The 21108-nt window shown below is 64.2% G+C and carries 23 protein-coding genes and 1 tRNA gene; 13 read left to right on the forward strand and 11 right to left on the reverse strand.

What is annotated here, in order from left to right; genetic code table 11:
• Positions 1-307 precede the first annotated feature (307 nt).
• The 9 genes from fer (at position 308) to HUTA_RS08720 (ending at position 7499) form a co-directional block, all read left to right on the forward strand.
• Positions 308-697, forward strand: a complete 390-nt coding sequence (gene fer, locus HUTA_RS08680; RefSeq protein ID WP_015789523.1) for a ferredoxin Fer — start codon at positions 308-310, stop codon at positions 695-697.
• A gap of 132 nt (positions 698-829) precedes the next feature.
• The gene (locus HUTA_RS08685; protein WP_174256018.1) at positions 830-1906 is read left to right on the forward strand and encodes an A24 family peptidase; all 1077 of its coding nucleotides are present in this window, start codon (positions 830-832) and stop codon (positions 1904-1906) included.
• A 137-nt stretch (positions 1907-2043) separates the two neighbouring features.
• Positions 2044-2433 carry a phosphoribosyl-AMP cyclohydrolase gene (hisI, locus tag HUTA_RS08690; protein ID WP_049941269.1) on the forward strand — a complete coding sequence of 130 codons (390 nt, stop codon included), beginning with the start codon at positions 2044-2046 and terminating at the stop codon, positions 2431-2433.
• A complete protein-coding gene (locus HUTA_RS08695) occupies positions 2430-3596 on the forward strand; it encodes a DUF7118 family protein (RefSeq protein WP_015789526.1) in 1167 nt (388 codons plus the stop codon). The genes hisI and HUTA_RS08695 overlap by 4 nt, the downstream gene beginning before the upstream one ends.
• A 56-nt stretch (positions 3597-3652) precedes the next feature.
• The gene (locus HUTA_RS08700) at positions 3653-4231 is read left to right on the forward strand and encodes a PH domain-containing protein (protein WP_015789527.1); all 579 of its coding nucleotides are present in this window, start codon (positions 3653-3655) and stop codon (positions 4229-4231) included.
• 76 nt (positions 4232-4307) lie between these two features.
• Positions 4308-4832 carry an orotate phosphoribosyltransferase gene (gene pyrE, locus HUTA_RS08705; protein ID WP_049941270.1) on the forward strand — a complete coding sequence of 175 codons (525 nt, stop codon included), beginning with the start codon at positions 4308-4310 and terminating at the stop codon, positions 4830-4832.
• A 95-nt stretch (positions 4833-4927) separates the two neighbouring features.
• The gene (locus HUTA_RS08710) at positions 4928-5674 is read left to right on the forward strand and encodes a phosphoribosyltransferase family protein (RefSeq protein ID WP_015789529.1); all 747 of its coding nucleotides are present in this window, start codon (positions 4928-4930) and stop codon (positions 5672-5674) included.
• A 68-nt stretch (positions 5675-5742) separates the two neighbouring features.
• Positions 5743-7143 carry an NCS2 family permease gene (locus tag HUTA_RS08715; RefSeq protein WP_015789530.1) on the forward strand — a complete coding sequence of 467 codons (1401 nt, stop codon included), beginning with the start codon at positions 5743-5745 and terminating at the stop codon, positions 7141-7143.
• Between the two features lie 101 nt (positions 7144-7244).
• Complete coding sequence (locus tag HUTA_RS08720; RefSeq protein WP_015789531.1) at positions 7245-7499, forward strand: glutathione S-transferase N-terminal domain-containing protein; 255 nt, start codon at positions 7245-7247, stop codon at positions 7497-7499.
• Positions 7500-7538: 39 nt separating this feature from the next.
• Here HUTA_RS08720 and HUTA_RS08725 read toward each other — a convergent pair whose 3' ends face one another.
• Positions 7539-8915, reverse strand: coding sequence for a UDP-N-acetyl glucosamine 2-epimerase (locus tag HUTA_RS08725; protein WP_015789532.1), 1377 nt, complete (start codon positions 8913-8915; stop codon positions 7539-7541).
• Between the two features lie 75 nt (positions 8916-8990).
• Entirely contained in the window at positions 8991-9956 is a 966-nt protein-coding gene (locus HUTA_RS08730; protein ID WP_015789533.1) for a transcriptional regulator, read from the reverse strand.
• Between the two features lie 179 nt (positions 9957-10135).
• Between HUTA_RS08730 and HUTA_RS08735 the strand changes: the two genes are divergently transcribed.
• From HUTA_RS08735 to HUTA_RS08750, 4 genes are all read left to right on the forward strand, one after another.
• On the forward strand, positions 10136-11407 hold the full coding sequence (locus tag HUTA_RS08735; RefSeq protein WP_015789534.1) for a tRNA(Ile)(2)-agmatinylcytidine synthase: 1272 nt from the start codon (positions 10136-10138) through the stop codon (positions 11405-11407).
• A 118-nt stretch (positions 11408-11525) separates the two neighbouring features.
• Positions 11526-12257 (forward strand): hypothetical protein, encoded by a 732-nt coding sequence (locus HUTA_RS08740; protein ID WP_143920351.1) that lies wholly within the window; start codon positions 11526-11528, stop codon positions 12255-12257.
• A 126-nt stretch (positions 12258-12383) separates the two neighbouring features.
• Positions 12384-13154 (forward strand): 23S rRNA (uridine(2552)-2'-O)-methyltransferase, encoded by a 771-nt coding sequence (locus HUTA_RS08745; protein ID WP_015789536.1) that lies wholly within the window; start codon positions 12384-12386, stop codon positions 13152-13154.
• An 80-nt stretch (positions 13155-13234) separates the two neighbouring features.
• Positions 13235-13894, forward strand: a complete 660-nt coding sequence (locus HUTA_RS08750) for a metallophosphoesterase family protein (RefSeq protein ID WP_015789537.1) — start codon at positions 13235-13237, stop codon at positions 13892-13894.
• 24 nt (positions 13895-13918) lie between these two features.
• Here the strand turns inward: HUTA_RS08750 and hemG are convergent, their stop codons facing one another.
• The 9 genes from hemG to HUTA_RS08795 all read right to left on the reverse strand — a co-directional run bounded on the left by hemG (position 13919) and on the right by HUTA_RS08795 (position 21043).
• Complete coding sequence (hemG, locus tag HUTA_RS08755; RefSeq protein ID WP_015789538.1) at positions 13919-15178, reverse strand: protoporphyrinogen oxidase; 1260 nt, start codon at positions 15176-15178, stop codon at positions 13919-13921.
• Positions 15179-15299: 121 nt separating this feature from the next.
• Positions 15300-16550: a hypothetical protein gene (locus HUTA_RS08760; RefSeq protein ID WP_015789539.1), complete on the reverse strand. Its 1251-nt coding sequence runs from the start codon at positions 16548-16550 to the stop codon at positions 15300-15302.
• A gap of 75 nt (positions 16551-16625) precedes the next feature.
• Positions 16626-17243: a hypothetical protein gene (locus HUTA_RS08765; protein ID WP_015789540.1), complete on the reverse strand. Its 618-nt coding sequence runs from the start codon at positions 17241-17243 to the stop codon at positions 16626-16628.
• An 86-nt stretch (positions 17244-17329) separates the two neighbouring features.
• Positions 17330-18058, reverse strand: a complete 729-nt coding sequence (locus HUTA_RS08770) for a DUF5518 domain-containing protein (RefSeq protein WP_015789541.1) — start codon at positions 18056-18058, stop codon at positions 17330-17332.
• Positions 18059-18497: 439 nt separating this feature from the next.
• Positions 18498-18571 (reverse strand) — tRNA-Phe (locus HUTA_RS08775).
• Positions 18572-18628: 57 nt separating this feature from the next.
• A complete protein-coding gene (locus HUTA_RS08780; protein WP_015789542.1) occupies positions 18629-19000 on the reverse strand; it encodes a methylglyoxal synthase in 372 nt (123 codons plus the stop codon).
• A 162-nt stretch (positions 19001-19162) separates the two neighbouring features.
• Positions 19163-19429 carry a HalOD1 output domain-containing protein gene (locus tag HUTA_RS08785; RefSeq protein WP_015789543.1) on the reverse strand — a complete coding sequence of 89 codons (267 nt, stop codon included), beginning with the start codon at positions 19427-19429 and terminating at the stop codon, positions 19163-19165.
• Between the two features lie 175 nt (positions 19430-19604).
• Positions 19605-20273, reverse strand: a complete 669-nt coding sequence (locus HUTA_RS08790) for a helix-turn-helix domain-containing protein (protein ID WP_015789544.1) — start codon at positions 20271-20273, stop codon at positions 19605-19607.
• A 305-nt stretch (positions 20274-20578) separates the two neighbouring features.
• Positions 20579-21043: a deoxyuridine 5'-triphosphate nucleotidohydrolase gene (locus tag HUTA_RS08795; protein WP_049941272.1), complete on the reverse strand. Its 465-nt coding sequence runs from the start codon at positions 21041-21043 to the stop codon at positions 20579-20581.
• Positions 21044-21108 lie beyond the last annotated feature (65 nt).

The following is a 21108-nucleotide window of genomic DNA, read 5'->3' on the forward strand; positions in this document are numbered from 1 at the left end:
TCTCGAACGGTGAGCGTAGCGAACCGTGAGAGCCGCGAACACATTACCGAGAACCGCGTCGCGTGTTCAGGACACATCGGTCGGTGTGTCTCCTTGCTCGGACGCACTGCCCGGCTCGCAGTGGCGACCACCACGTCCGTGATGCCGTTCGCGCGCGGTTCACGGTGCGATATTTTTCGTCTTCGTTCCGTTGTCGCCGGGAATTCCCCACGGAGCGGGAGTATTCAGCCGAAAAACCGGGAATTTTGGCCGGGTCCCCCGTCCCGAACAGCAAAGTTAACAGTCAGGCGTGTGTATCGTGCTCCTGATGCCCACTGTAGAATACCTCAACTACGAAGCGCTGGACGATCACGGCTGGGACATGGACGACGACGATCTCTTCGAGAAGGCCGAGTCCTCCGATCTCGGTGAGAACGACTACGGCGCGATCGACGTCGCCGAAGGCGAGTACATTCTGGAGGCGGCGGAGGCCCAGGGCTACGACTGGCCGTTCTCGTGTCGGGCCGGTGCCTGTGCCAACTGTGCCGCCATCGTCAAAGAGGGCGACATCGACATGGACATGCAGCAGATCCTCTCGGACGAGGAGGTCGAAGACAAGGGTGTTCGCCTGACCTGCGTCGGGACGCCCACCGAGGACGACGTCAAGATCGTCTACAACGCAAAGCACCTGGATTACCTCCAGAACCGCGTCATCTAAATTCTCGTCACCGTCGGTTCGACCGCTGGCCCGGATCCCGGGCCGTCCGACGCCGAGGACTGCCAAGTATCTACTTTTGCCATGCCAACACGTTCCGCAAGGGCTAACACGCCACTCGCTGTGGCTTTCGGTGTGAACGCGACGCTTCCTGACCTCCTTCGGCTGCTGGTCGTCCCCGTTTTCGGGTGGGTAGCCTGGCGTGACGTGCGGACGCGGCGCGTCCCGAACCGCACCTGGCTCCCGCTGTTGGTCCTTGGCGTCGTGTTGCTCGTCTGGGACGGGTGGCTGGTCTGGACTGACGGACTCGTGGTTGATCCTCGCGTATTTACGCCGACCCCAGCCCTCTTCGTCTTTCAGGTCGCATTCAGCCTCGGGTTGCTCGTCCCGCTCGCGTACGCGTTCTGGTGGATGGGTGGCTTCGGTGGGGCCGACGCGAAGGCGCTGATCGTCCTCGCGATCCTCTTTCCGACCTACCCGACGTATCTCGTTGCGGACATGGCGCTGCCGGCGATTCGCCAGCCTGTCGGTGTGTTCGCGCTGACGATCCTCTCGAACGCCGTTCTGGTCGGACTGGCGTATCCCCTTGCGCTTGCCGTCCGGAACGCCTTCGGTGGCCACATCGGGAAAGCAATGGTCATCGGCCGGCCGATCGCCGCCGAGGACGCCGTCGAAGAGTACGGCCGACTGCTGGAGACGCCGGATGGGTTCACCCGGCGTGGCCTCGATCTTGACGCGCTCCGGATGTATCTCACCTGGCGCGGACGCTCGCTGTCCGAACTTCGTGCCGATCCCGACACCTACCGTGATCCGGCATCGCTCCCCGACGAACCGCATTCCCCTGGCGATGGGTCGATTCCACCGGACGGCGAGGGACCGCTCTTCCCGGATGGCGAGGAGATGATTCAATCGGAAGGCGAGGGGACAGCCCACCAAACCGACGACGAGTCGACACCGCGATCCGACGGCGGGGAGTACGAGGACCCGTGGGGAGCCGAGGCGTTCTTCGCGGACATCGAGCACTCCGCGTACGGCACGACGCCGGCGGAGTTGCGCGAGGGGCTGGAGGTGCTCGCCGACAGCGACACCGTCTGGATCACGCCAGGGATTCCGTTCCTGGTGCCGATGTTCGGCGGGCTTGTAGTGAGTCTGGTCGCCGGCGACATGCTGCTCTGGGTGCTCGAAGCGCTCGGGATCGGAGCGCTTGGGTGATCCGGTGGACATGATCGCTTGGCGATCGGCTGTTCCGGCGAACACGATCGCTGGGCGATGGGGTGCTCCGGGCATGCCCGGCCGTGCCCGACCCTCGTGACAAAAGGCCTATGCGCGGAGACGCCTTCTCGTCGGGTATGGTTGCGAGTGACGCCCACGATGTCCCCGACGTCGATCTCGCCTTCGAGGACAACGAGTATCTCCCGGCCGTCGCCCAGGACGCCGAGTCGGGCGACGTCCTCATGTTGGCATACGTCACACGGGAGGCACTCGACCGGACCCGCGAGACCGGCCTGGCCCATTACTACTCCCGGAGTCGCGACGAACTCTGGCAGAAGGGCGAAACGAGCGGCAACGTCCAGCATCTCAAGGAGATCCGGGTCGACTGTGACGGCGATGCACTGCTGTACGTGATCGAACAGGACGGCGGGGCCTGTCACACTGGCTTTCAGTCGTGTTTCCACCGGACGATCGACGGCGAGGTCGTCGGTGAACGGGTCTTCGATCCCGACGACGTCTACGAATGAGCACGCAATCGACTGAACCGGATGAGAACGGGCCGTCCGTCGAGGCGCTGGTGACGGCGCTTCAGCGGGCGGCGACGGCACACGAACAGGCCCGCAAGCGCGTCGAGGAAGCGGGGGCGGCCCGACTCGACCGACTCCGGGAGCACTACGAGGAGATGAGTGCCCTCCTGGATCGCTACGAGGAACGGGCAACCAGCGACGGCGAGACGGACGTCGACATGGAGGCGTTCATCGAGTTTCAGGAGGAGATCGCCAGATTCGTCGAGACGCTTCCGGAGGATATCGATCACCGCGAGGCCTTCGAGACGGTCGACGAGACGATGCACCAGAAGTGGCTCAAGAGTTCGGACTTCGAGACGGCCCGGCAGGCACTCGAACCCGTCGGCGAGCTCGTCGAGCGCGTCGAGGAGCGCGAGCGGACGCTCGAACGGTACCGCGAGGCCCGCCACGACGTGGCGGTTCGCGAACGCGAACTGGCGGACCGCGTCGACGAACTCGCGGACCTGGTCGCACTCGGCGACGCCGATCTCGACGCGCCCGTCGAGAAGTTGCGCGAGCCGATCGAGGCGTACAATCAGGCCATCGCCGAGTCGTTCGACCGCCGCAAACACGAGGATTCGGCTCGGGAGCTGCTGGCGTTCGCCGAGACGACGGCGGCCTATCCGCTGGTCGAATATCGGCCGCCGCCCGAGGATCTGGTGGCGTACGTGCGAGACAGCGAGGCCGGGGCGGAGCCGATCCCGACGCTGCTCGAATACGCCGATTACTCCGTCTCGAAACTCGAACACTACGTCCCGGACGCGAGGCGACTCAAGCGCAACGTCGCGACCCACCAGACGTATCTCCGACGGCTCGATTCCGGCCCGCTCGAGATCTCCTGGCCGCCGCCCGCCGCCGAAACGCTTCGGTGGCGGTGTCGGGAGCTGATCGCCGTCGTGGGTCGGATCGCCCCGGAGGATGTCGTGGCCAAACTTCGGGCGGTCCGGGAACTGCCGTCGAGGACCGACTACGAGCGCCTGCGAGAGAGTGTCAGGGCCCGCGAGCAACTCACCGATGAGGAGCGCGACCGTCTCGAAAGCGGCGCGGTCGAGGCCGAACTGGCGGCCACACGGGAGGGACGCGAGAAGCTTGTGGCGGCTCTGGAGGAACATCCCGAGCGCTGAGACGCCCGGAGTGAAAACCGTGTAGTATTATACGACTGGCTGACCTCTCGACGGCTATGCGACAGCGACACGAGTGGTTCGGCCCCGACGCGCTGGCCACGCTGTATCGGCTGTATCTCGTTGGAACGCTGGTGGTGACGATGGGCATTCCGATCGTCGTGACTGCTCTCGTCGAGGACGTCCCCTGGTACGTTCCTGTTGGATTGGGTGCCGTCACGCTCGTGGGCCTGGCATTCTTCTGGTGGTGGACAGGTGCATACGCTCGATCGGTCGAGTTCCGGCTGACCGACGATGAGATCGAGTCCCGTGGCGGGGTGTGGTGGCACAAACAGTCGACTGTGCCCTATTCGCGCATCACGAACGCCGAGACCAAACAGGGGCCGATTGCCCGCCGGTTTGGCGTCGGCACCGTCGCCATCCAGACCGCCGGCCAGGGCGCACAGAGTACCGCCGAGTTGACGATACAGGGCGTCGCCGACTACAGGGACCTTCGCGAGCAGGTTCTCGAATCCGTCCGCACGGAGTCTGGTGAGCGCGAGGGGGAGAGCGATTCGACTCCCGCCCAGGCCGGCGATGAAGCCACTCTGGATGCGCTCCTCGAAGAGGTCCGATCCATTCGCACGCATCTCGAGTGACGGGCGTGGCGTTGTCCGTGCAGCCGACTGGTCGGATTCCGATGGCTATTACCCCGCCCACCACCCAGACCGCTGTATGACTGAGCTACTCATCGATGCGCTACGCGAGGCCGAGGCCGTCCGCTACGGGGAGTTCGAACTCTCACACGGTGGCACCAGCGACTATTACGTCGACAAGTACATCTTCGAGACCGATCCAACCTGTCTCCGGTTGATCGCCGAGGCGTTTAGCGAGCGACTCGACGGGACGACACTCGCCGGCGTCGCGCTGGGCGCGGTCCCGCTGGTCGCCGTCACCAGCGCCGAGACCGACACGCCGTACGTGATCGTCCGCAAGCAACAGAAGGCGTACGGCACGGGCAACCTGATCGAGGGCGAACTCGACGAGGGCGAGGAGGTCGTCGTCTTAGAGGACATCGCGACGACCGGTCAGAGCGCGATCGACGCTGTCGAGGCGCTCCGGGAGGCTGGCGCAGTTGTCAACCGCGTCCTGGTGGTTGTCGATCGTCAGGAGGGCGCTCGTGAACATCTGGCCGAACACGACATCGAACTCGAATCGCTGGTGACCGCCGAGGAACTGCTCGCCGCCGACCGCGACTGAGTATCGCCGACCGCGAGGACCGCTCCCCGATACTGGATATATCCTCTCTCACTCCGATCGAAATATTCACGGTCGTGTCGTGACATGTGAGAGGCATGAAACGTGTCGAGAAGACCACCCTCCAGTTGCGGGCCGTTTCCGTCCTCCGGCGACTCAAGACGGATCGAACCTACGACGAACTCGCCGCCGAGACCGGGTTCTCGGCGAGTGACCTCAATCGGTACGTCAACGGCCACGTCCTGCCGGGCGTCGAGCGCGCCCGGGAGATCGTCGAGGATCTCGGGCACGAAACGCTCGCCGCCGAGATCGAATCGCGGATCGAGCGCGACGAGGAGGGGTACGTCGACAATACGGGCGTCGTCTTCGATCAGTCGTTGCTCGACCTCGTTGGCAGTGTCGCTGCCGAGACGTTCGGGTTCGAGCGACCTGACGCCGTCCTCACGGCCGCGACCGACGGGATCACGATCGCGGGGGCGATGGCGCGACACTTCGACGTCCCGGTCGTCTACGCGAAGAAGTCCCGCGAGACCGGCGTCTCCGAGTTCGTCGAGACGCGCCAGCGACTCACCCCCGGGATCGAGATCACCTACTCGCTGCCCGCGAGTGCGCTCGACGCTGGCGACGACGTGTTGCTCGTCGACGACTTCGTTCGGTCGGGCAACACCCAGCAACTCCTCGCCGACCTTGCGGATTCCGCCGGAGCGATGGTCTCGGGCGTCTTCACCGTGATCGCCATCGGCGAGACGGGACTCGACGCCGTCCGCGACGCCGTCGACGCACCCGTCGCCGCGTTCACGACGCTGCCCGAAGCGACCGCACCCAAGACATATGCACGTTCTTGAATACTCTTTCCGGAAGTTTATAAAACATTAAGTCGTCGCTGTGCAAGGTAGTCGAATGTGTTAGATACATGGCGGTAACAGACACACTTGCCGATTACTTCGAGTTCGAGGAGCACGGTACCAACCTCCGGACGGAGATCATCGCGGGGATCACGACGTTTCTGGCGATGTCGTATATCATCGTCGTGAATCCTGCAGTACTCTCAGGAGCAATCAGCGCAGGGGAGAACACGTTCCAGATGCTCGCCGTGGTGACGATCATCGCGTCCGTCGCGGCCATGCTCGTCATGGCCTTTTACGCCAATTTACCGTTCGGCCTGGCGCCGGGAATGGGCTTGAACGCGTTTTTCGTGGTGGTCGTCACACAACTGGAAATCCCCTGGGAGACGGCACTAGCTGCTGTCTTTATTGAAGGGGTCCTGTTCATTGGGCTGACGGCAGTCGGGGCTCGAGAGTATGTTATCAAACTGTTTCCGGAGCCGATCAAACTCGCCATCGGGGCGGGTATCGGGTTGTTTCTTGCACTGCTGGGGCTCGAACAGATGCGGGTCATCACCCAGACGGAGACGATCAATCCGCTGATCGGCACTGATCCGATCGCTATCCTCGCCGTCGCCGGCATCATTGTCACTTTCGCGCTGTGGGCCCGCGATATCCAGGGATCGATCGTTCTTGGGATTCTGTCCACCAGCGTCGCGGCATACGTCGTCTCTGCGCTTGGCGTCATGCCGGCAGGCAACGGCGGTGAGGACGTCCTCCTCGTTGAAACGGCGACGCTTGCGCCGGGTCTCGACAACATTGCCTTTGACTTCGCGGCCTTCGATATCTCACCGCTCGCCTTCGCGTTCGTCGACGGGCTACAGAACGTTGAGGGGCTGGCGTTTGCACTCGTGATATTCACGTTCTTCTTCGTTGACTTTTTCGACACCGCCGGGACACTGACTGGTCTCGGCCATGCTGCCGACTTGACTGACGAGTCGGGGAACCTCCCCGAGATGAACAAACCGCTGATGGCCGACGCCGTCGGGACAACGGTCGGCGGCATATTGGGTACCTCCACCGTTACGACCTACATCGAATCCTCGACCGGGATCGGCGAGGGGGGTCGAACGGGTATGACGGCATTGGTGGTTGCCGGGCTGTTCCTCATTACGCTGCCGGTCGTGCCGCTGCTCGATGTGATCCCGTCGTTCGCACCGTACATCGCGCTGGTCGTCGTCGCGGTGATGATGCTCCAGAACATCACGGATATCAACTGGGGCGACACGGTCCACGCCGTCCCTGCCGGCCTGACTATCATCATCATGCCGCTGACCCAGAGCATCGCCTACGGTATCGCTGCCGGGCTTCTCACGTACCCGATCGTCGCCTTCGCTGCTGATCGACGTGAAGAGATCCATCCCGCTCACTGGGTCATGGCACTGGTCTGTATCGGGTACTTCGCCGTTCGCTTCCGCGTCCTCGTCTGACCGGGACGGGAACGGGCTCGAATCGAGACTCGACATCGGAGACACGGGAGAGAACAACCGACACCGACGGTCTCTTTTATTTCCCGCTTGTTGAATGGGACATGCCGAACCTCGAACTCTACGAACTCGACGGCTGTCCGTTCTGTGCGAAAGTCACGAAGAAACTCGACGACCTCGACCTCGAATACGAGTCACACATGGTTCCCTCCGCAAAGAGCGCCCGCGACGAAGTCGAGGCAGTCAGCGGTCAGCGCGGTGTCCCCGTCCTGGTCGACAACGACAACGGGGTCGAAGGGATGCCCGAGAGCGACGACATCGTCGACTATCTTGAAGAAACGTACGGCAGCGGCGAATAAGCTCGATTTTCGACTGCTTTTTCGCTCCGACAGAGCGCCTCAGAGATACTCGAAGTCCTGCTCGCTCGTCGAGAAGCCCACGCGGTCGTGCGCCCAGTCGAACGTCGACTCGGCTCGCTTTTCCTGGAGGAACTCCACGATCGACTCGCCGACGTCCCCGCCGTAGAGGTTCGGCCCGGTCTGGATCTCCTCGCGGACGGCGTCGGTTTCAGCGACGTACTCGATCATGTCGGTGACGAACTCGCCGTCGATCGGCGGCACCAGGAGGTTCGTCCCCGCGTCGAAGACCGTCTCCGGACGGTCGGTGTTGAACCGCGCTGTCAGGCAGATCGCCTCGTCGATGTAGTTGAGCTCCTCCTGCATGCTCCCCGAGTCGGTGAACTCCGCGAAACACTGCCCGGAAGTGAGGAATTCGTAGACGTGGGCGTGTTTCTTCCAGAGGCCGGTAAAGAGGAAGTTCTCCCGGTTCTCGTCGAGTTCGAGCAGTTTCTCGCGGTAGCCGTATTCCTTGAGGGCCTGCTCGGTGGCAGTCAACTCCAGGAAGTTGACGTTGTACCCGGCCTCGACGAGGCCGATGACTCCTTCGACGATCGCGCTGAAGCGGTCGGGCAGGAGGTTCGCACGCCGGTGGATGTCCACCCGGATCCAGTCGTCGCGCTCCTCCAGGACGGGGTAGATGTCGAAGATGCTCTCTTCGAGATCGGCATCGCGCTTCATCTCGATGGCGTCGACGACGCTGTTGCCGACGACGGGAATGCGCTCCTGTCCGTCGACTTCGGCGGGATATCCTTCGTTTTGGAGGTGCTCGCGATTGAGTTCGACGGGGGCGAACTGGTAGATCGAGCCCGCCGAGCCGACGAAGGTGTCGTACTGCTCGGGGAAGGGTTCGGCGCGGTTGATCGACCACTCGCCGTTCCACTGGCGCTCGACGAACGCAGCGGGGTCGTCGTAGGCCTCGAAATCGGGTGACATGCCGCGCAGGCCGGCCTCGTTGTGGGCGACGGCCTGGTTGGTGGCGAACAGCCACGCCTGCGGGACGATGCCGGCGGCGTGGGTGTCACCGTGGACGATCGGCAGGACCGTCGTATCCGGCCACTTTTCGGCGAGGTGGTCGGTCAGTTCGTCGATCCGGCGGTGGACCTGGGCGGTCTTCTCTGAGAGACTGCCACGGATCGAAAGGTCGACCGCGACACGATCCTCGATGCCGTACTCGGCGAGGCCGTGGCCGAGGACGTCGTCGTAGTGCTGGCCGGTGTGGAGGACGAACGTGGGGACGCCGGCGTCGCGGGCAGCCGTCACGACGGGGGCCTGTTTGTAGAAGTCGGGCTTGGTCGCCGTCACGACTGCGAGGACGAACTCCCCCGCGTCCATCTGGCGGGCGAGGCGGTCGTCGTAGATCGTCAGGTCGCCGGGCATACGACTCTCTGGGAATACCAGCGGGTAGTGCGTTCCGGTTCGGATCGATGGCAGGATAACGCGGACGTCCGCACTTCAGGCCGGTTTCTCGCTGCGTTCGCGGATCAACTCCCGCAGTTCCTCGGCCACCTCGATGTCATCCATCTCGCTCTCCTCGACGAGCGCCGTCCCTTCCAGGGATTCGCGGGTCGCGCGCTCGACGACGTAGACCGATCTCGCGCCCGTGACCCGGCCGACCGACGCCATGATCCGGGCGCGCTTTCTGGCGGCCTCGTTGAGCTTCGAGTGGCCCGTGAGCATGCGATCGGCCTCGGCCTCGTCCTCATCCTCGCTGACGGTCTTGAACGGCGCGCGGTTCGTCGGATGGACGTCGAACCCGACGCGGGTCAGCACCGTGACGAGCTGCTCGTCGTCGGGGTCGACCTCGGGCTCGTCGGGCATCGAGTCGTCCTCGCGGACGTCCTCGCTCTCTTCGAGCACGTTGACCGGCGACGTGAGCGGTTCCTCGAAGAGGTCGTCAAGTGTGGCAGCCACCTCGACGCTGGCGTCCATGCCGTTCTCGTATTTCGAGACGGTCCGTCGGGAAACGCCGAGTTCGTTGGCAAGTTTGCCCAGACTCCAGTCGCGCTCCTCGCGGGCGTCGGCGAGGATGTCGCTGTCGATGTTGACGTACAGCCCGCCCGGGGCCGCGTAGATGAGCGGCGGGACTTCCTCCACGAAGTAGTCCATCGCCGTGTTCGGGCTGAACACGGGCACGCCGTGGCGGAAGTAGACGACGCCCGGTTTGAGCTCCTCGTCACGCGTCCGGAGGCCGATCACGAGCGGCGTCGCCTCCAGGTACTCCCCGAGGCGACGCATCTCAGCGCCGGTGAGTCCGTCGAAGGCGTCGATATTGCCGAGGATCTTCACCAGAATGGTGTCCTCCCCCCGGCGGGCCGCGATGTCGAAACTCTTGGGTCGAATCGCACACCGGTCGCTGACGAGAAAGCCCGCGTCCTCCAGCATGGCGATGATGTTACCGACCAGTGCCGATCGTGACATGGATTCGCTACTGTATATAACGAAATCACGCTATAAATGCGTTCCGCCGCCCTGTGACGCCTTCTTCCCCCGATTTTCGTTTTGAACTAGAGTTGCTCGACGGCCTTGCCCCGACGGGCGCTTGCACACCCGTCCGGAGAGACGAAACCCGTTAGTTCGCCCCACGGGTACACTCACCCGTGACAGTCATCGGCATCGACGACACGGACTCCCGGACGGCGGGCATGTGTACGACCTACCTCGCCGCCCGGATCGCCGACCGGCTGGCGGCGACGGATGACTGGGTCGTCGACCGGCGGCTGCTCGTCCGACTGAACCCTGCCGTCGAGTACAAAACCCGGGGCAACGCCGCGCTGGCGATCCACACCGACGCCCCCGTCGATGCCGTCCGAGAAATCGTCAGCGAGGAGCTCCCGATCGCCGAGACTGACGATCCACGCACGAACCCGGGCGTTGTCCTCGCGAGTGAGTCGGCGGCTGAGATCCCGGAAGCCGTTGGCGACTTCGCTCGCGATGCCGTCCGGGATTTCCACGACGTCGCCGACGCCCGCGCCCTGATCGACCGGCTTGAGTACGACACCCTGGAGGCGGGCAACGGTCGCGGGTTGATCGGCGCGCTCGCGGCGCTCGGGGCCTGGCGGGCGTTCGAGGACTGGACGTACGAGTACATCTCCTATCGCGAGCCACCGCGCCGCGGGACCCCTCGCGAGGTCGGCCCCGAGTCTGTCTTCCGGGCCGCCGATGCCGGCTACCCGGACGCTTGGGACACTGTCGATCACGTCGAAGACGAACTTGTCTGCGTTCCCCACGCGCCGGGGCCGATCCTCCACGGTATCCGCGGCGACGACCCCGATGTCGTCAGAGGAGTCGCTGCCGACATCGAGAGCGAACCGATCGAACGAACCGCCCTGTTCGTCACCAACCAGGGGACTGACGCCCACCTACGGCAGGGGACGATCGGGACACTCCGGGACGGCCGGGCCTACCGGGTGACCGGCGTCGTCGACGCCTCGCCCGAAACCCGCGAAGGCGGCCACGTCTTTCTCACCATCGAGGGAGACGATGGCCATGCGTTGCCCTGTGCCGCGTTCGAGCCGACCAAGCGCTTCCGCGACCGCGTTCGTTCGCTCCGGGTGGGTGATCGCGTCACCGTCTGTGGCGAGGTCAGCGATGGCACGCTCAAACTCGAGAAGTTCGCCGTCCGGGATCTCGTTCGGACCGAGCGTGTCACGCCGACCTGTCCGGCCTGCGGTCGGACGATGGAAAGCGCCGGACGGGGCCAGGGGTATCGCTGCCGGGACTGTTCGACGGCTGTCGACGGGAAAGCCGAGCGGGAGATCGACCGCGATCTAGAGGTAGGGTGGTACGAGGTCCCGCCGTGTGCCCGCCGACACATCGCCAAACCGCTCGTGCGGGGCGGATTCGACGCGCCGGTCCACCCCGAGCGGTGAGTGCGCTTCCTTCCGACAATCGGCCCCGGCTCGTGTCGCGGGCGCAGTGGGGTCGTTCCGCTCCAGGAGTCGGTTCCGGCGGGGAAAGCGATATACATCGAGGGATCACAGTGTCGCGATGTCAGCAATGCTCGCGCGGGTGCAATCCCTGGTCGATTCGACCGTCCAACTCGTCACCGACGAGCCGATCCTGGTCCTCACGTTTCTCGCCGTGGTGTTCGCCTACATCGAGGTCCGAAATACGCTGTTCGCCGCGGCGTACAACGTCTACGATAGCGTAGCGAGCGCGACCGGCCTCTTCGGACCACGGATCGCGTCGTACGCGATCGAGCGCCCCTCCGAGGACGACGGCAGACAGGTCACCGACATCACCCTCTCGGAGGACATCGAACTCGTCTACTTCCGGATCGTCTTCCGGGCGGCACCACTGGTCGGGGTGCGCTTCGAACTCTTCCGGTGGTGGATCGGTTTGCCCGATGGGGTCCGCGCATTGCGTCGCACCGACGTCGAGCAGCTCGCGGACGAGAACGAACTGCCCACGCCCGGGGAGACGAGCCTGAATACCGACGACGTCAGGATCAACCCGGAGGAGGAACCGACCTACGACAACATCGACTTCGGTTATCTGGAGACGAAACACTTCGTCCTGAAACGCCACCTCGTTCGTGGGGAAGTCCCCTATTTCGGGACGAAGGAAAACCGACGGGTCCACGTCCCGCTGTGGATCGACCTCTCTGAGTACGACGGGACCGAGGATGCGCCGTCCATCGAGGTCACGGTCGATCCGCCCCACTTGCCGTATCTCAACACGACCGAGATCGACGTCGAGATCCCGGATACCGGGGATTAAGCGGACCGTCGGGACGGCTATTCGATTCGGCACGCCTATCCGGTTCAACCTCTTTCCTATGAATATGAACGCATCTTCGCCAGCGATTCGTCGTCGAACCACGTCACGGAACCCGGTGAGTTTCCCATGAGCGGGAAAGACAAGTACTACAACCGGGCAAAACAGCAGGGCTATCGCGCCCGCTCGGCGTTCAAACTCCGGCAACTCGACGAGACGGCCGACCTGCTGGGCGCGGAGCGGACCGTCGTCGACCTGGGGGCGGCCCCCGGCGGATGGCTCCAGGTCGCCGCCGAGCGCCTCGGCGACGGCGGTCGCGTCGTCGGTGTCGATCGCCAGCGTATCGACGACCTCGAGGAGCCCGACGTCCCGGTCGAGACCATCCGCGGCGACATCACCGACGAATCGACGGTCGAAGCGATCACCGACGCCGTCGGCGAGGCAAACCTCGTACTCTCGGACATGGCCCCGAACGTCACCGGCGAGTACGACCTCGATCACGCCCGGTCGGTCCATCTGGCCCGCCAGGCCTTCGAGGTGTCCCTTGACGTGCTCGGGGCCGGTGGCGATCTCGTCGTGAAGGTCTTCGACGGCCGCGATCTGGATGACTTAAAAACAGACATCGAGGAGGAGTTCGAGTACGTCCGGGAAGTCCGGCCCGACGCCTCGCGGGATTCCTCTTCGGAACTCTACCTGGTCGCCAAACATCGCCTGACTGCGCCGGTCAGGGAAGGAGACACTGTCGAGGTCGAGATCGTCGACACCGGGGAGGAAGGCGACGGCATCGCGAAGGTCGAGGGGTTTACGCTGTTCGTCGCCGGCGTCGAGGAAGGCGAGACGGTGACGGTCCGCGTCGACGACCTCAAGCCACAGTACGGGTTTGCACAGCCGGTCGAGTGACCGAGGCGGTATTGCTTCGGTCGAGTGAACGTCCGATCAAAACCGACTGATTCTAAGGCCCTCGTCTCTAATCTTGGGGTATGCGTATCGCCGTTATCGCGGACGTTCACGCGAACAAAGTGGCACTGGAGGCCGTCGCGGGGGACATGCCGGACGTCGACGGCGTCATCTGTGCCGGGGACGTGGTCGGATATAATCCCTGGCCCGAGTTCTGCGTCGACTGGGTACAGGAACACGATGTGCCGACTGTCTTGGGGAATCACGACCGTGCGGTCGCCACAGCCGAGTATTCGGGGTTCAACGACATGGCAGCGGCCGGTGTCGAACACGCCCGTGACCACCTTTCGGCAGCCCATCGCGAGTGGCTCGGACAACTGCCGACCGAACGGACGTTGTTCGACGGCCGTGTGAAGGTCGTCCACGGCCACCCTGACGACCCCGATCACTACACCCATCCCTCGGAGTTCAGTCCGGGGCTGCTCGGCGACGAGGACGTCCTGGTGCTTGGCCACACGCACGTCCAGAGCCACGAGAAGTACGGCGACGGCATCGTCCTGAATCCTGGCAGCGTCGGCCAGCCACGCGACGGCGATCCGGGCGCGGCCTACGCGCTGGTCGATCTCGACGCGATGACCGTCGAACAACGCCGGGTGCGCTACGACGTCGGCGCGGTGATGGACGCGGTCGACGAGGCCGGACTCCCGCGGCGGGTCGGGACGCGCCTCTCACGCGGGCAGTGACAGCTGTCACCGGCGGTTGTGACGTTATTCCTCGGCGATAGTCGCTGCCGTCCGCTTGCCGCCGGCGATCCGACCCACGATCCCGGCTCGACTCATGAAACTCGCACAGATCTCGATCTCGTCCGGAAGCGAAAGCTCGTCCAGCGCAGCCCACGATCGGTCGTAGGCCGGCATCCCGGGCCGGAGGACGGCCGCGTCAAGGACGGTGGCCGCCGCGCCGGTGACGGTCTCGAACTCCTCGGCCGCTCGTCGTCCGATGACCGCGGGGTCGGCGTCTAAGAACTCCGAATCGCCGCTGCCGACGTAGGACGTGAACACGCCATCGCGGCCGAGCATGCTGTGATTCCAGGTGCTGCCGTCCGTTTTGAATCCGTCGTCGATGATGTGAAAGCCGTGGCCCGTGCCGTCGAAGTCCGAATGGAGGTGGACGACGCCGATCGGGTTGTAGGCGAACTGGCTGACCGTTTCGGCGGCCTCGCTGTCGACGTCTTCGAGCAGTGCGGCTGTCGTCGGGGCCGGTGTGGTGAACACGACGGTCTCGGCCCGCTCGGTCCCGTCCTCGGTGTGGACGAGATAGTCTTCGCCGTCCGGCTCGACCCCGGTCACGGGCGTTTCGAGGTCGATCGATTCCTCGTGAGCCGCATACATCGCCTCCGGGAGTGTCTGGAGGCCGTCCTCGAAGGAGACGATCGGGGGTGTCTCGGTCCCCTGCAGCAACTTCTTCAGCATGAACACAAGCAGGCTCCCCTCGACGCCGAAGCGATCGAGCGCCTTGCCAAGGGAGTACTCGACGTACATGTCGTCGGCGTCCGTGCCGTAGAGACCGCTGTACAGCGGGCCCGCGAACCGGGTCGCGACTTCGTGCCCGAACTTCCGGGTGAGGTACGCCTCGACGGTCTCGTTCGGCTTTGCCCCGCCAGTCAGCGGTTCGAGCAGGACGCGGGCCTTGCCGCGCCAGGAGAGCAGATCCGTCGTGATCGCGTCCCGGACCGACAGTGGCATCCGGCGGAGCTGTCCGTCGTCGTAGGCAAAGAGGGGCTGGTCGTCGTCGCCGAAGCGTAATTCGTCACGAAGATCGAGCGTCTCGACCAGCGATTCGACTGGCTTCGAGAGGCGGAGTCGCTGTGGTCCCCGTTCGAGGACGTGGCCCTCGACCGTCGTCGACCGGACGATACCGCCCGGCTCGTCCGAGGCCTCGAAGGTCCTGACCTCGGCCCCTTGCTCCGCGAGAAAGTGCGTCGTCGAGAGTCCGGACATCCCGGCCCCGATGACGGCGACCGTCATGGGGTATCCCTGCCGGGCGTCTCCGGCGACGACAGCGTGCGCATGGAATCGTCGGTCATACCTTGCAGCTACGGGCTGGTGGTATTAATCCCCATGGAAGGCTATTGACCAGGCCGCCTCATCAACCGTGGTCGAGTGGCTCGACCAACTGCCAGACGTCCGTCTCGGGATCCAGCCGGTGGGGTTCCGCGCCGCGTTCCGTCAGGATGCCCGCGTGGTAGCACATGGCTTTGAGTTGGAAGACCGTCGGCGCGTGATAGACGTTCCCGTCCGAGAGTGCCGACGCTTTGAGCTCTCCATCTTCCGTGAGCACACGGGAGCGGGCCGAATCGCTCCCACGGATGAACAATTCGACGGTGAACGTCGGATGGTGGACGTGCAGCCAGGTGACCAACTCGACGAGCGAGGGCTCGGGGATGCCGTCGTCGTGCATCGTCTGAAGCTCCTCGACGATGAGCTTCGTGGCCGGATACGACCACAGCACCCGTCTGGTGAGCTGGCCCCATTCGGGCGCGATTTCGACAAATCGCTTTCGGGAGCCCTGCCAGGCGTCGAACGCCACGAGCGCGTCTTCCACGGTCCCGTAGCGATGCCGGGCGAATCGCACGACTTCCCTGCCGAGCGGGGTGAGCGTGGTACCGTCGGGAGCCTCGTCGATCAGCCCCAGGAACGCCGCGCCCTGTCTGGCCCCGTCGGTGGCGCTGACCACGTATTCCCCAAGCACCTGATCGGTCGGGTCCGGATGATAGAACGCGAGCGGATAAGCCAGGTAGTTCTTCGGATGGTTGAGGCTGAACGATTTCTCTGCGACGCCCTGGGCCGTCGCCTGAAACCGGATCGCCGCCGCCTCGTCTACCGTTCGATTGCCGACGACGCGGGGCACTTCGAGAGGATCGACGGCCCCGCCACTATCGACGCCCAGGACGCCGACGTTGAGTTCGCGTGCAAGCGTCTGTGCGGAGTTGGAGATCGCCGGCTTCGGGGCGGCGACGTAGGCCGCATTGGCCTCGTGCAATCGATCGTACGCCTGGACGATCCCGCGCTCGACGTCGGCCGTCCGGCCTTCGGTGTCGCCTTTCGCCTCGATCGCGACCAGCGGCGGGTCGTCGCCGAGGCGCTCGATGGCGAGCAGTTCCGTTTCGAGCTGTCGGACGCCGACCAGGTCGGGATACCCGGAGCCGACCTGGACGTGATTGAACGGAGCCAGTCGCTCGCGAACGCCCGGCTCGATCGGCTCGCCGGCGAGCCACTCCTCGCTCGCGAACTGCGTGTCCACGACTGCGTAGGTATCCTCGGCGGCCGGCTCGGGGAACAGTCGCTGTTTCGCGTGAGCGAGTACCTGCGGCTCGGACAGCGCCGCTTTCGTGGTCATACTGTACTCACGGACAACGACGGCAAGAACCTTCGGCCGGCAAGACGATCGCTCCGACTCCCTCGAGCCCCTGCGTCACTCGTCGTTCGCCGTCGTTCCTGTCCCGTCGAAGTGGCCACGTGTCCGGCCCGCCACCCGCTGTCGGTAGAGTCCGGCGAGGCCACCACCGATCGCTCCGAAGACGATCGGATAGACGATTCCCGCGATGACGAGCGCACGAAGCGGACTCGGCGCGATACCGCTGTGTGTGGCGGGGAATAGCCCGAGGAAGACAGCCGCGAAATAGCCAACGGCGAGGGTCGCCCCGACCATTGCGCCATCGCGGGGGACCGATGTGTCGGCCCGGGTCGCCACGACTGCACCCCCGACTGCGAGGACGATCACTGGCACGAGATACAGGGACTCGACGCCGAGTAGGCTGACCGTGTCGACAAGATCGCCCCCGCCCAGGAAGAACCCATCCGGGCCGAACACTTCCGGCGTCCGCGTCCCGACGAAGTGGGCATCATAGAACACCCAGACGAGCGCGTTCCAGTCCGGGATCGCCCCGCCGAGCAGTTCGTTCGCGGTCACGTTCGCGACTCTCGTCCCCGCGAGAATCCACGTCAGGAGATAGCCGAGCGCGAACGCGATCGCTCCGCCCGCTGCCCCCCGAAGGACTGTCCCTTTCCGCACTGCTGATCCGTCTACCATTACAGCTAACACGTCGTCCAAGACGATAAGTCTATTTGTGGACTTTCAGCCGTCGAAACGGCGGATATCGCCAATACGCGGGGCGTTCAGTCGTCCCTGGCCAGGTGACCGCCGAGGAAGCCACCGAGCGCGCCGAGGCCACCGCCGTAGGCGGCGACAAACAGCAGTGCCATGCACATCCCCGTGATCGTGACGATCCCGAGACCGCTCTCACCGACCGCTACGAACCCGTTGTACAGCCCGACGCTGACGAACGCGAGGATCGACAGCGCGGGGACCATCGCCAGGAAACCCGCGAGTCCGCCGGCACTTACCGCGCGGCCGCTTGCGGGCTGTTCGAGGTACCCGGCGAGACCGCCACCGACCAACGGCGAGAACGGGATGAACGACAGCACCGCCGTGGCGACCGCACCGAGGACCGCGACGGCTCGATACGAATCGACGCCTTCGCCCTCGCTCGCGCTACTGTGGGCCCGATGGCGGACGACGACGTAGCCGATCGCGAACAGGACCAGTCCGATCCCCGTCACGAGGAGGCCGATCCCGGTCCAGTCGATGATCTCGACTATCAGATCGAGCATCTGGGCTTCCGTGAGATCGCGCTCGATGGCGACGACCGTGACCTGTCCCGATTCGATGCCCTCCTCGAGTAGCCCCCGATCGACGACGAACGTCAACGCGGAGCCACCGACCGTCAGTGCCATGCCACCCAGCGCGATGACGACGCCGACGATCCAGTCGACGTACTCGGGGAGCGGACGCGCGAACGCGTCTGGCCCCTCGTCACTGCTTGCTGGCGTCTCTGTTGTAGCCATAATTACCTATACGATGAGACATGTCTTAATTATACCTATCCGAATACGGCTCTCTCGGATGTGAACACGGCCGGTCGGCTGCTGGCCCCGTCGTGCTGTCTGTTTGCGCGACGCGACACTGCAGTCGCGCAGTTGCCAACGACGCCACCGCCCCACCCGTCACTGGCCGGACCGTCACATTGGACAGGTGACGGCCGCCATCTCCATACCCGACATGCTGTTATCTATATTTATGTCCGGATGTATCCGACGCTGACACTTCCCGGGTTTGTTAATTCCCCAACTCCCGGACGCGGCCGGCGGTCGAGTTCAGCGAAGTGCCACCTCCCTAACTGTGAACCAGCGGAAGACGGTTACCTCGATACGCTCGCTGCTACGTCTTCCAGGGTTCAAATCGCGCTCGGGAGTCTTTTCACTGCTCACTTCGGTCGCAAGAAAATGCCGCCTCCCGGATTTGAACCGGGGACAGCTCGATCTTCAGTCGAGTGCTCTCCCAGTCTGAGCTAAGGCGGCGCATATCCAGAGATGACGAGGGGCGAAAAAAGGATTTCGAAAGCCGGCGGCGGTCCGTTACTCGTCGGCGAGCCCTTCGATCAGGAACTCAGCGGAGGTACGGGTCGTCGCCATGGGCGTGTCGTGGACGTCACAGATGCGGAGTAGTGCTGTGATGTCGGGTTCGTGGGGCTGGGCGGTCAACGGGTCGCGAAGGAAGACGATGCCGTCCAGTGCTTCGTCGGCCACTTCCGCACCGATCTGGGTGTCGCCGCCCAGTGGCCCGGACTGCTTGCGCTCGACGTCCAGACCAGTTTCTTCCATGATCCGCTTGCCGGTCGTGCCAGTGGCGACGAGGTCGAACCCCGAGAGGATGTCCTCGTGGGTGCGGACGAAGTCGATCATCTCGGGCTTCTCGTCGTCGTGGGCGATGAGTGCGATCCGGGTCATACCTCACGTCTCGACCCCTGGGATAAAGACGTTGAGGAAATCCTCGGGAGACTCGCGGGCTCTCGGCGCGCCAGCACACAATCCACGTCCGAATCTTGCACTCCCGTCGCTGATCGTCTGGGAGCACTCTGGAGCGGTCGCTCGGCGACACGCCGGTCCTGATCAGACTTCGACGTCGACCTCACCGGTTTCATAGACGGTCACGTCGAGATCCTCGACAGCAAAAGAGAGGTCGGTCGTGTCGGTGTCATCCTCGAAGAGGGCGACCAGTTCATCGAGGTCGACATACGACGAGAGTCCGTCGAGGTCGTCTTCGTCGTACTCGGAGTGCTCGATGACTGCGTCGAGGACGAGATCGTCGACAGGCTGCGGGCGCACCCATTCGTCGTCCGCACCCTCGGGAATGACATAGTATTCCCCTGAATTCATATACTGGAAGGAACGGGCGACGCATATAAATGAACACCTACCAGTTTCGCGCCCTGAAAGAACGCATGCTCGCCGGACTGTCGCGTGTGTCGCGTCCGTGTGACGTCGATCTTTCCCGATGTCGGGTCTCCGACGGGCCGTGAATGCCGGGGTCGTTGCTGGCCCGCTGGCCCGTTCAACACGACCCACAGTCTTCGTTTGTGTCGTCTTCACAGACCGTGTTCGAGACGAGCTTCCAGAGGCCACGGCGGAGTCGTTCGGAGGCGGCCTGTTGTGAGATTTCGAGTTCACAAGCGAGTTCAGACAGTGACGTGTCCCGGGGGATCGAGAAGTAGCCGCGATCCCAGGCGAGCGAGAGCAGCTCCCGCTGGGAGGTCGTAAGCCCGAACTCGTCGTCGAGGGTGGCTGCATCCCGATCCCTGATCGAGACCACGGAGACGCCGATACCGAGCTGTTCACATCGGTCACATAGCATCGACAGCTCTTCCCGATCAGGGATCCGCAGTCGCACGTTCCAGCCATCGCCGTCGCTCGTCGCCGCGAGCACCAGCGCGTCGTGCTCGATCGCGGCGTTGTAGACGGCGACCGACGGGAGGCCTGCGTGGTGAATCGACCGGTACAGCGTTCCGGACGGCGTCGTCGAGAGCCGGTCGACCGTCGCCACGGTCCGGTCCGACCGAAGCGTCGCATCGAGTTTCGCCGGGGAAACACCGTGGGCCCAGAAGACGAGGCGGAGTGGGACCGCCCGCCCGGCGTCGATTCCTTCGACAGTGACCGACAGCTCGGCGTGCTCCTCGAACGTCGGGCCCAACAGATCGGCGTCGAACGTACAGCAGGCAATCATTGGACGGGACCCCCTTCGTGTCGGCTGGTCGTATCGATGAGGCATAAAACGCGCGGTTCGAACGAGACCGGGGTGTGAACGGCCGTGTCACTGGTCGATCGTTCCCAGAGAAGGGTAGGACCGCTTCAGGGTGCCCCCCTTTCCCAGACGGTGTCGACTGCCGGAGCAGGTGAATATGTCAGAGGCACGGGCTCCGGTCGGTCGGTATCGCGCCGACACCGTATCTCATGTCCGGTGGCCTGGAGTATAATGCTGTTACTTGTATATTCATGCACTATATACCGCGGTGGTGAGGCCGGTCCCGTTCAGGAGACGTTTTCGCCCTGGTAGTCGCCCGCGTAGGTGCCCGAGTGGTCGGCATCCGCGAGGACGAGCTGGGCGATGCGCGCGCCTGCCTCGAGTTCGATCTCGTGGTGGACTTCGAGCAGTCCTTCCCCTCGTCCCTCGTAGCCGGCGTCCCAGACGGCGGTGTCGAGCATACAGGCGTTCCGGAGCAGCGACGATCGCGGGAGCAGAAAGCCGACGTGGTTCTCGGGGATACGAACGGTCTCGGCGTACCGGACCACGTACCCACCCGGTGAGAGGCGATACCACCCGTCGTCGGGATCGATCGGTTCACGCTTGCCGATCGACTTGCCGTCCCGGCCGATCCGACCCGGCGATGTCTGTTCGAATACGGCCTCCAGGGTCAGGTCGACGCCGTTGGGCTGGCGTTGGTCGTCCCGGAGGTCGTCGAGTTGTGCGGCGACGAAGTCTCCACTTTTGAACATTATCCACGGGAATGTGAGGAAGGGAAAAGAGGGTTCCGTTCGCGGGTCTGGACGCAGCGGTTGGA

Source organism: Halorhabdus utahensis DSM 12940 (assembly GCF_000023945.1).
GTDB lineage: Archaea > Halobacteriota > Halobacteria > Halobacteriales > Haloarculaceae > Halorhabdus > Halorhabdus utahensis.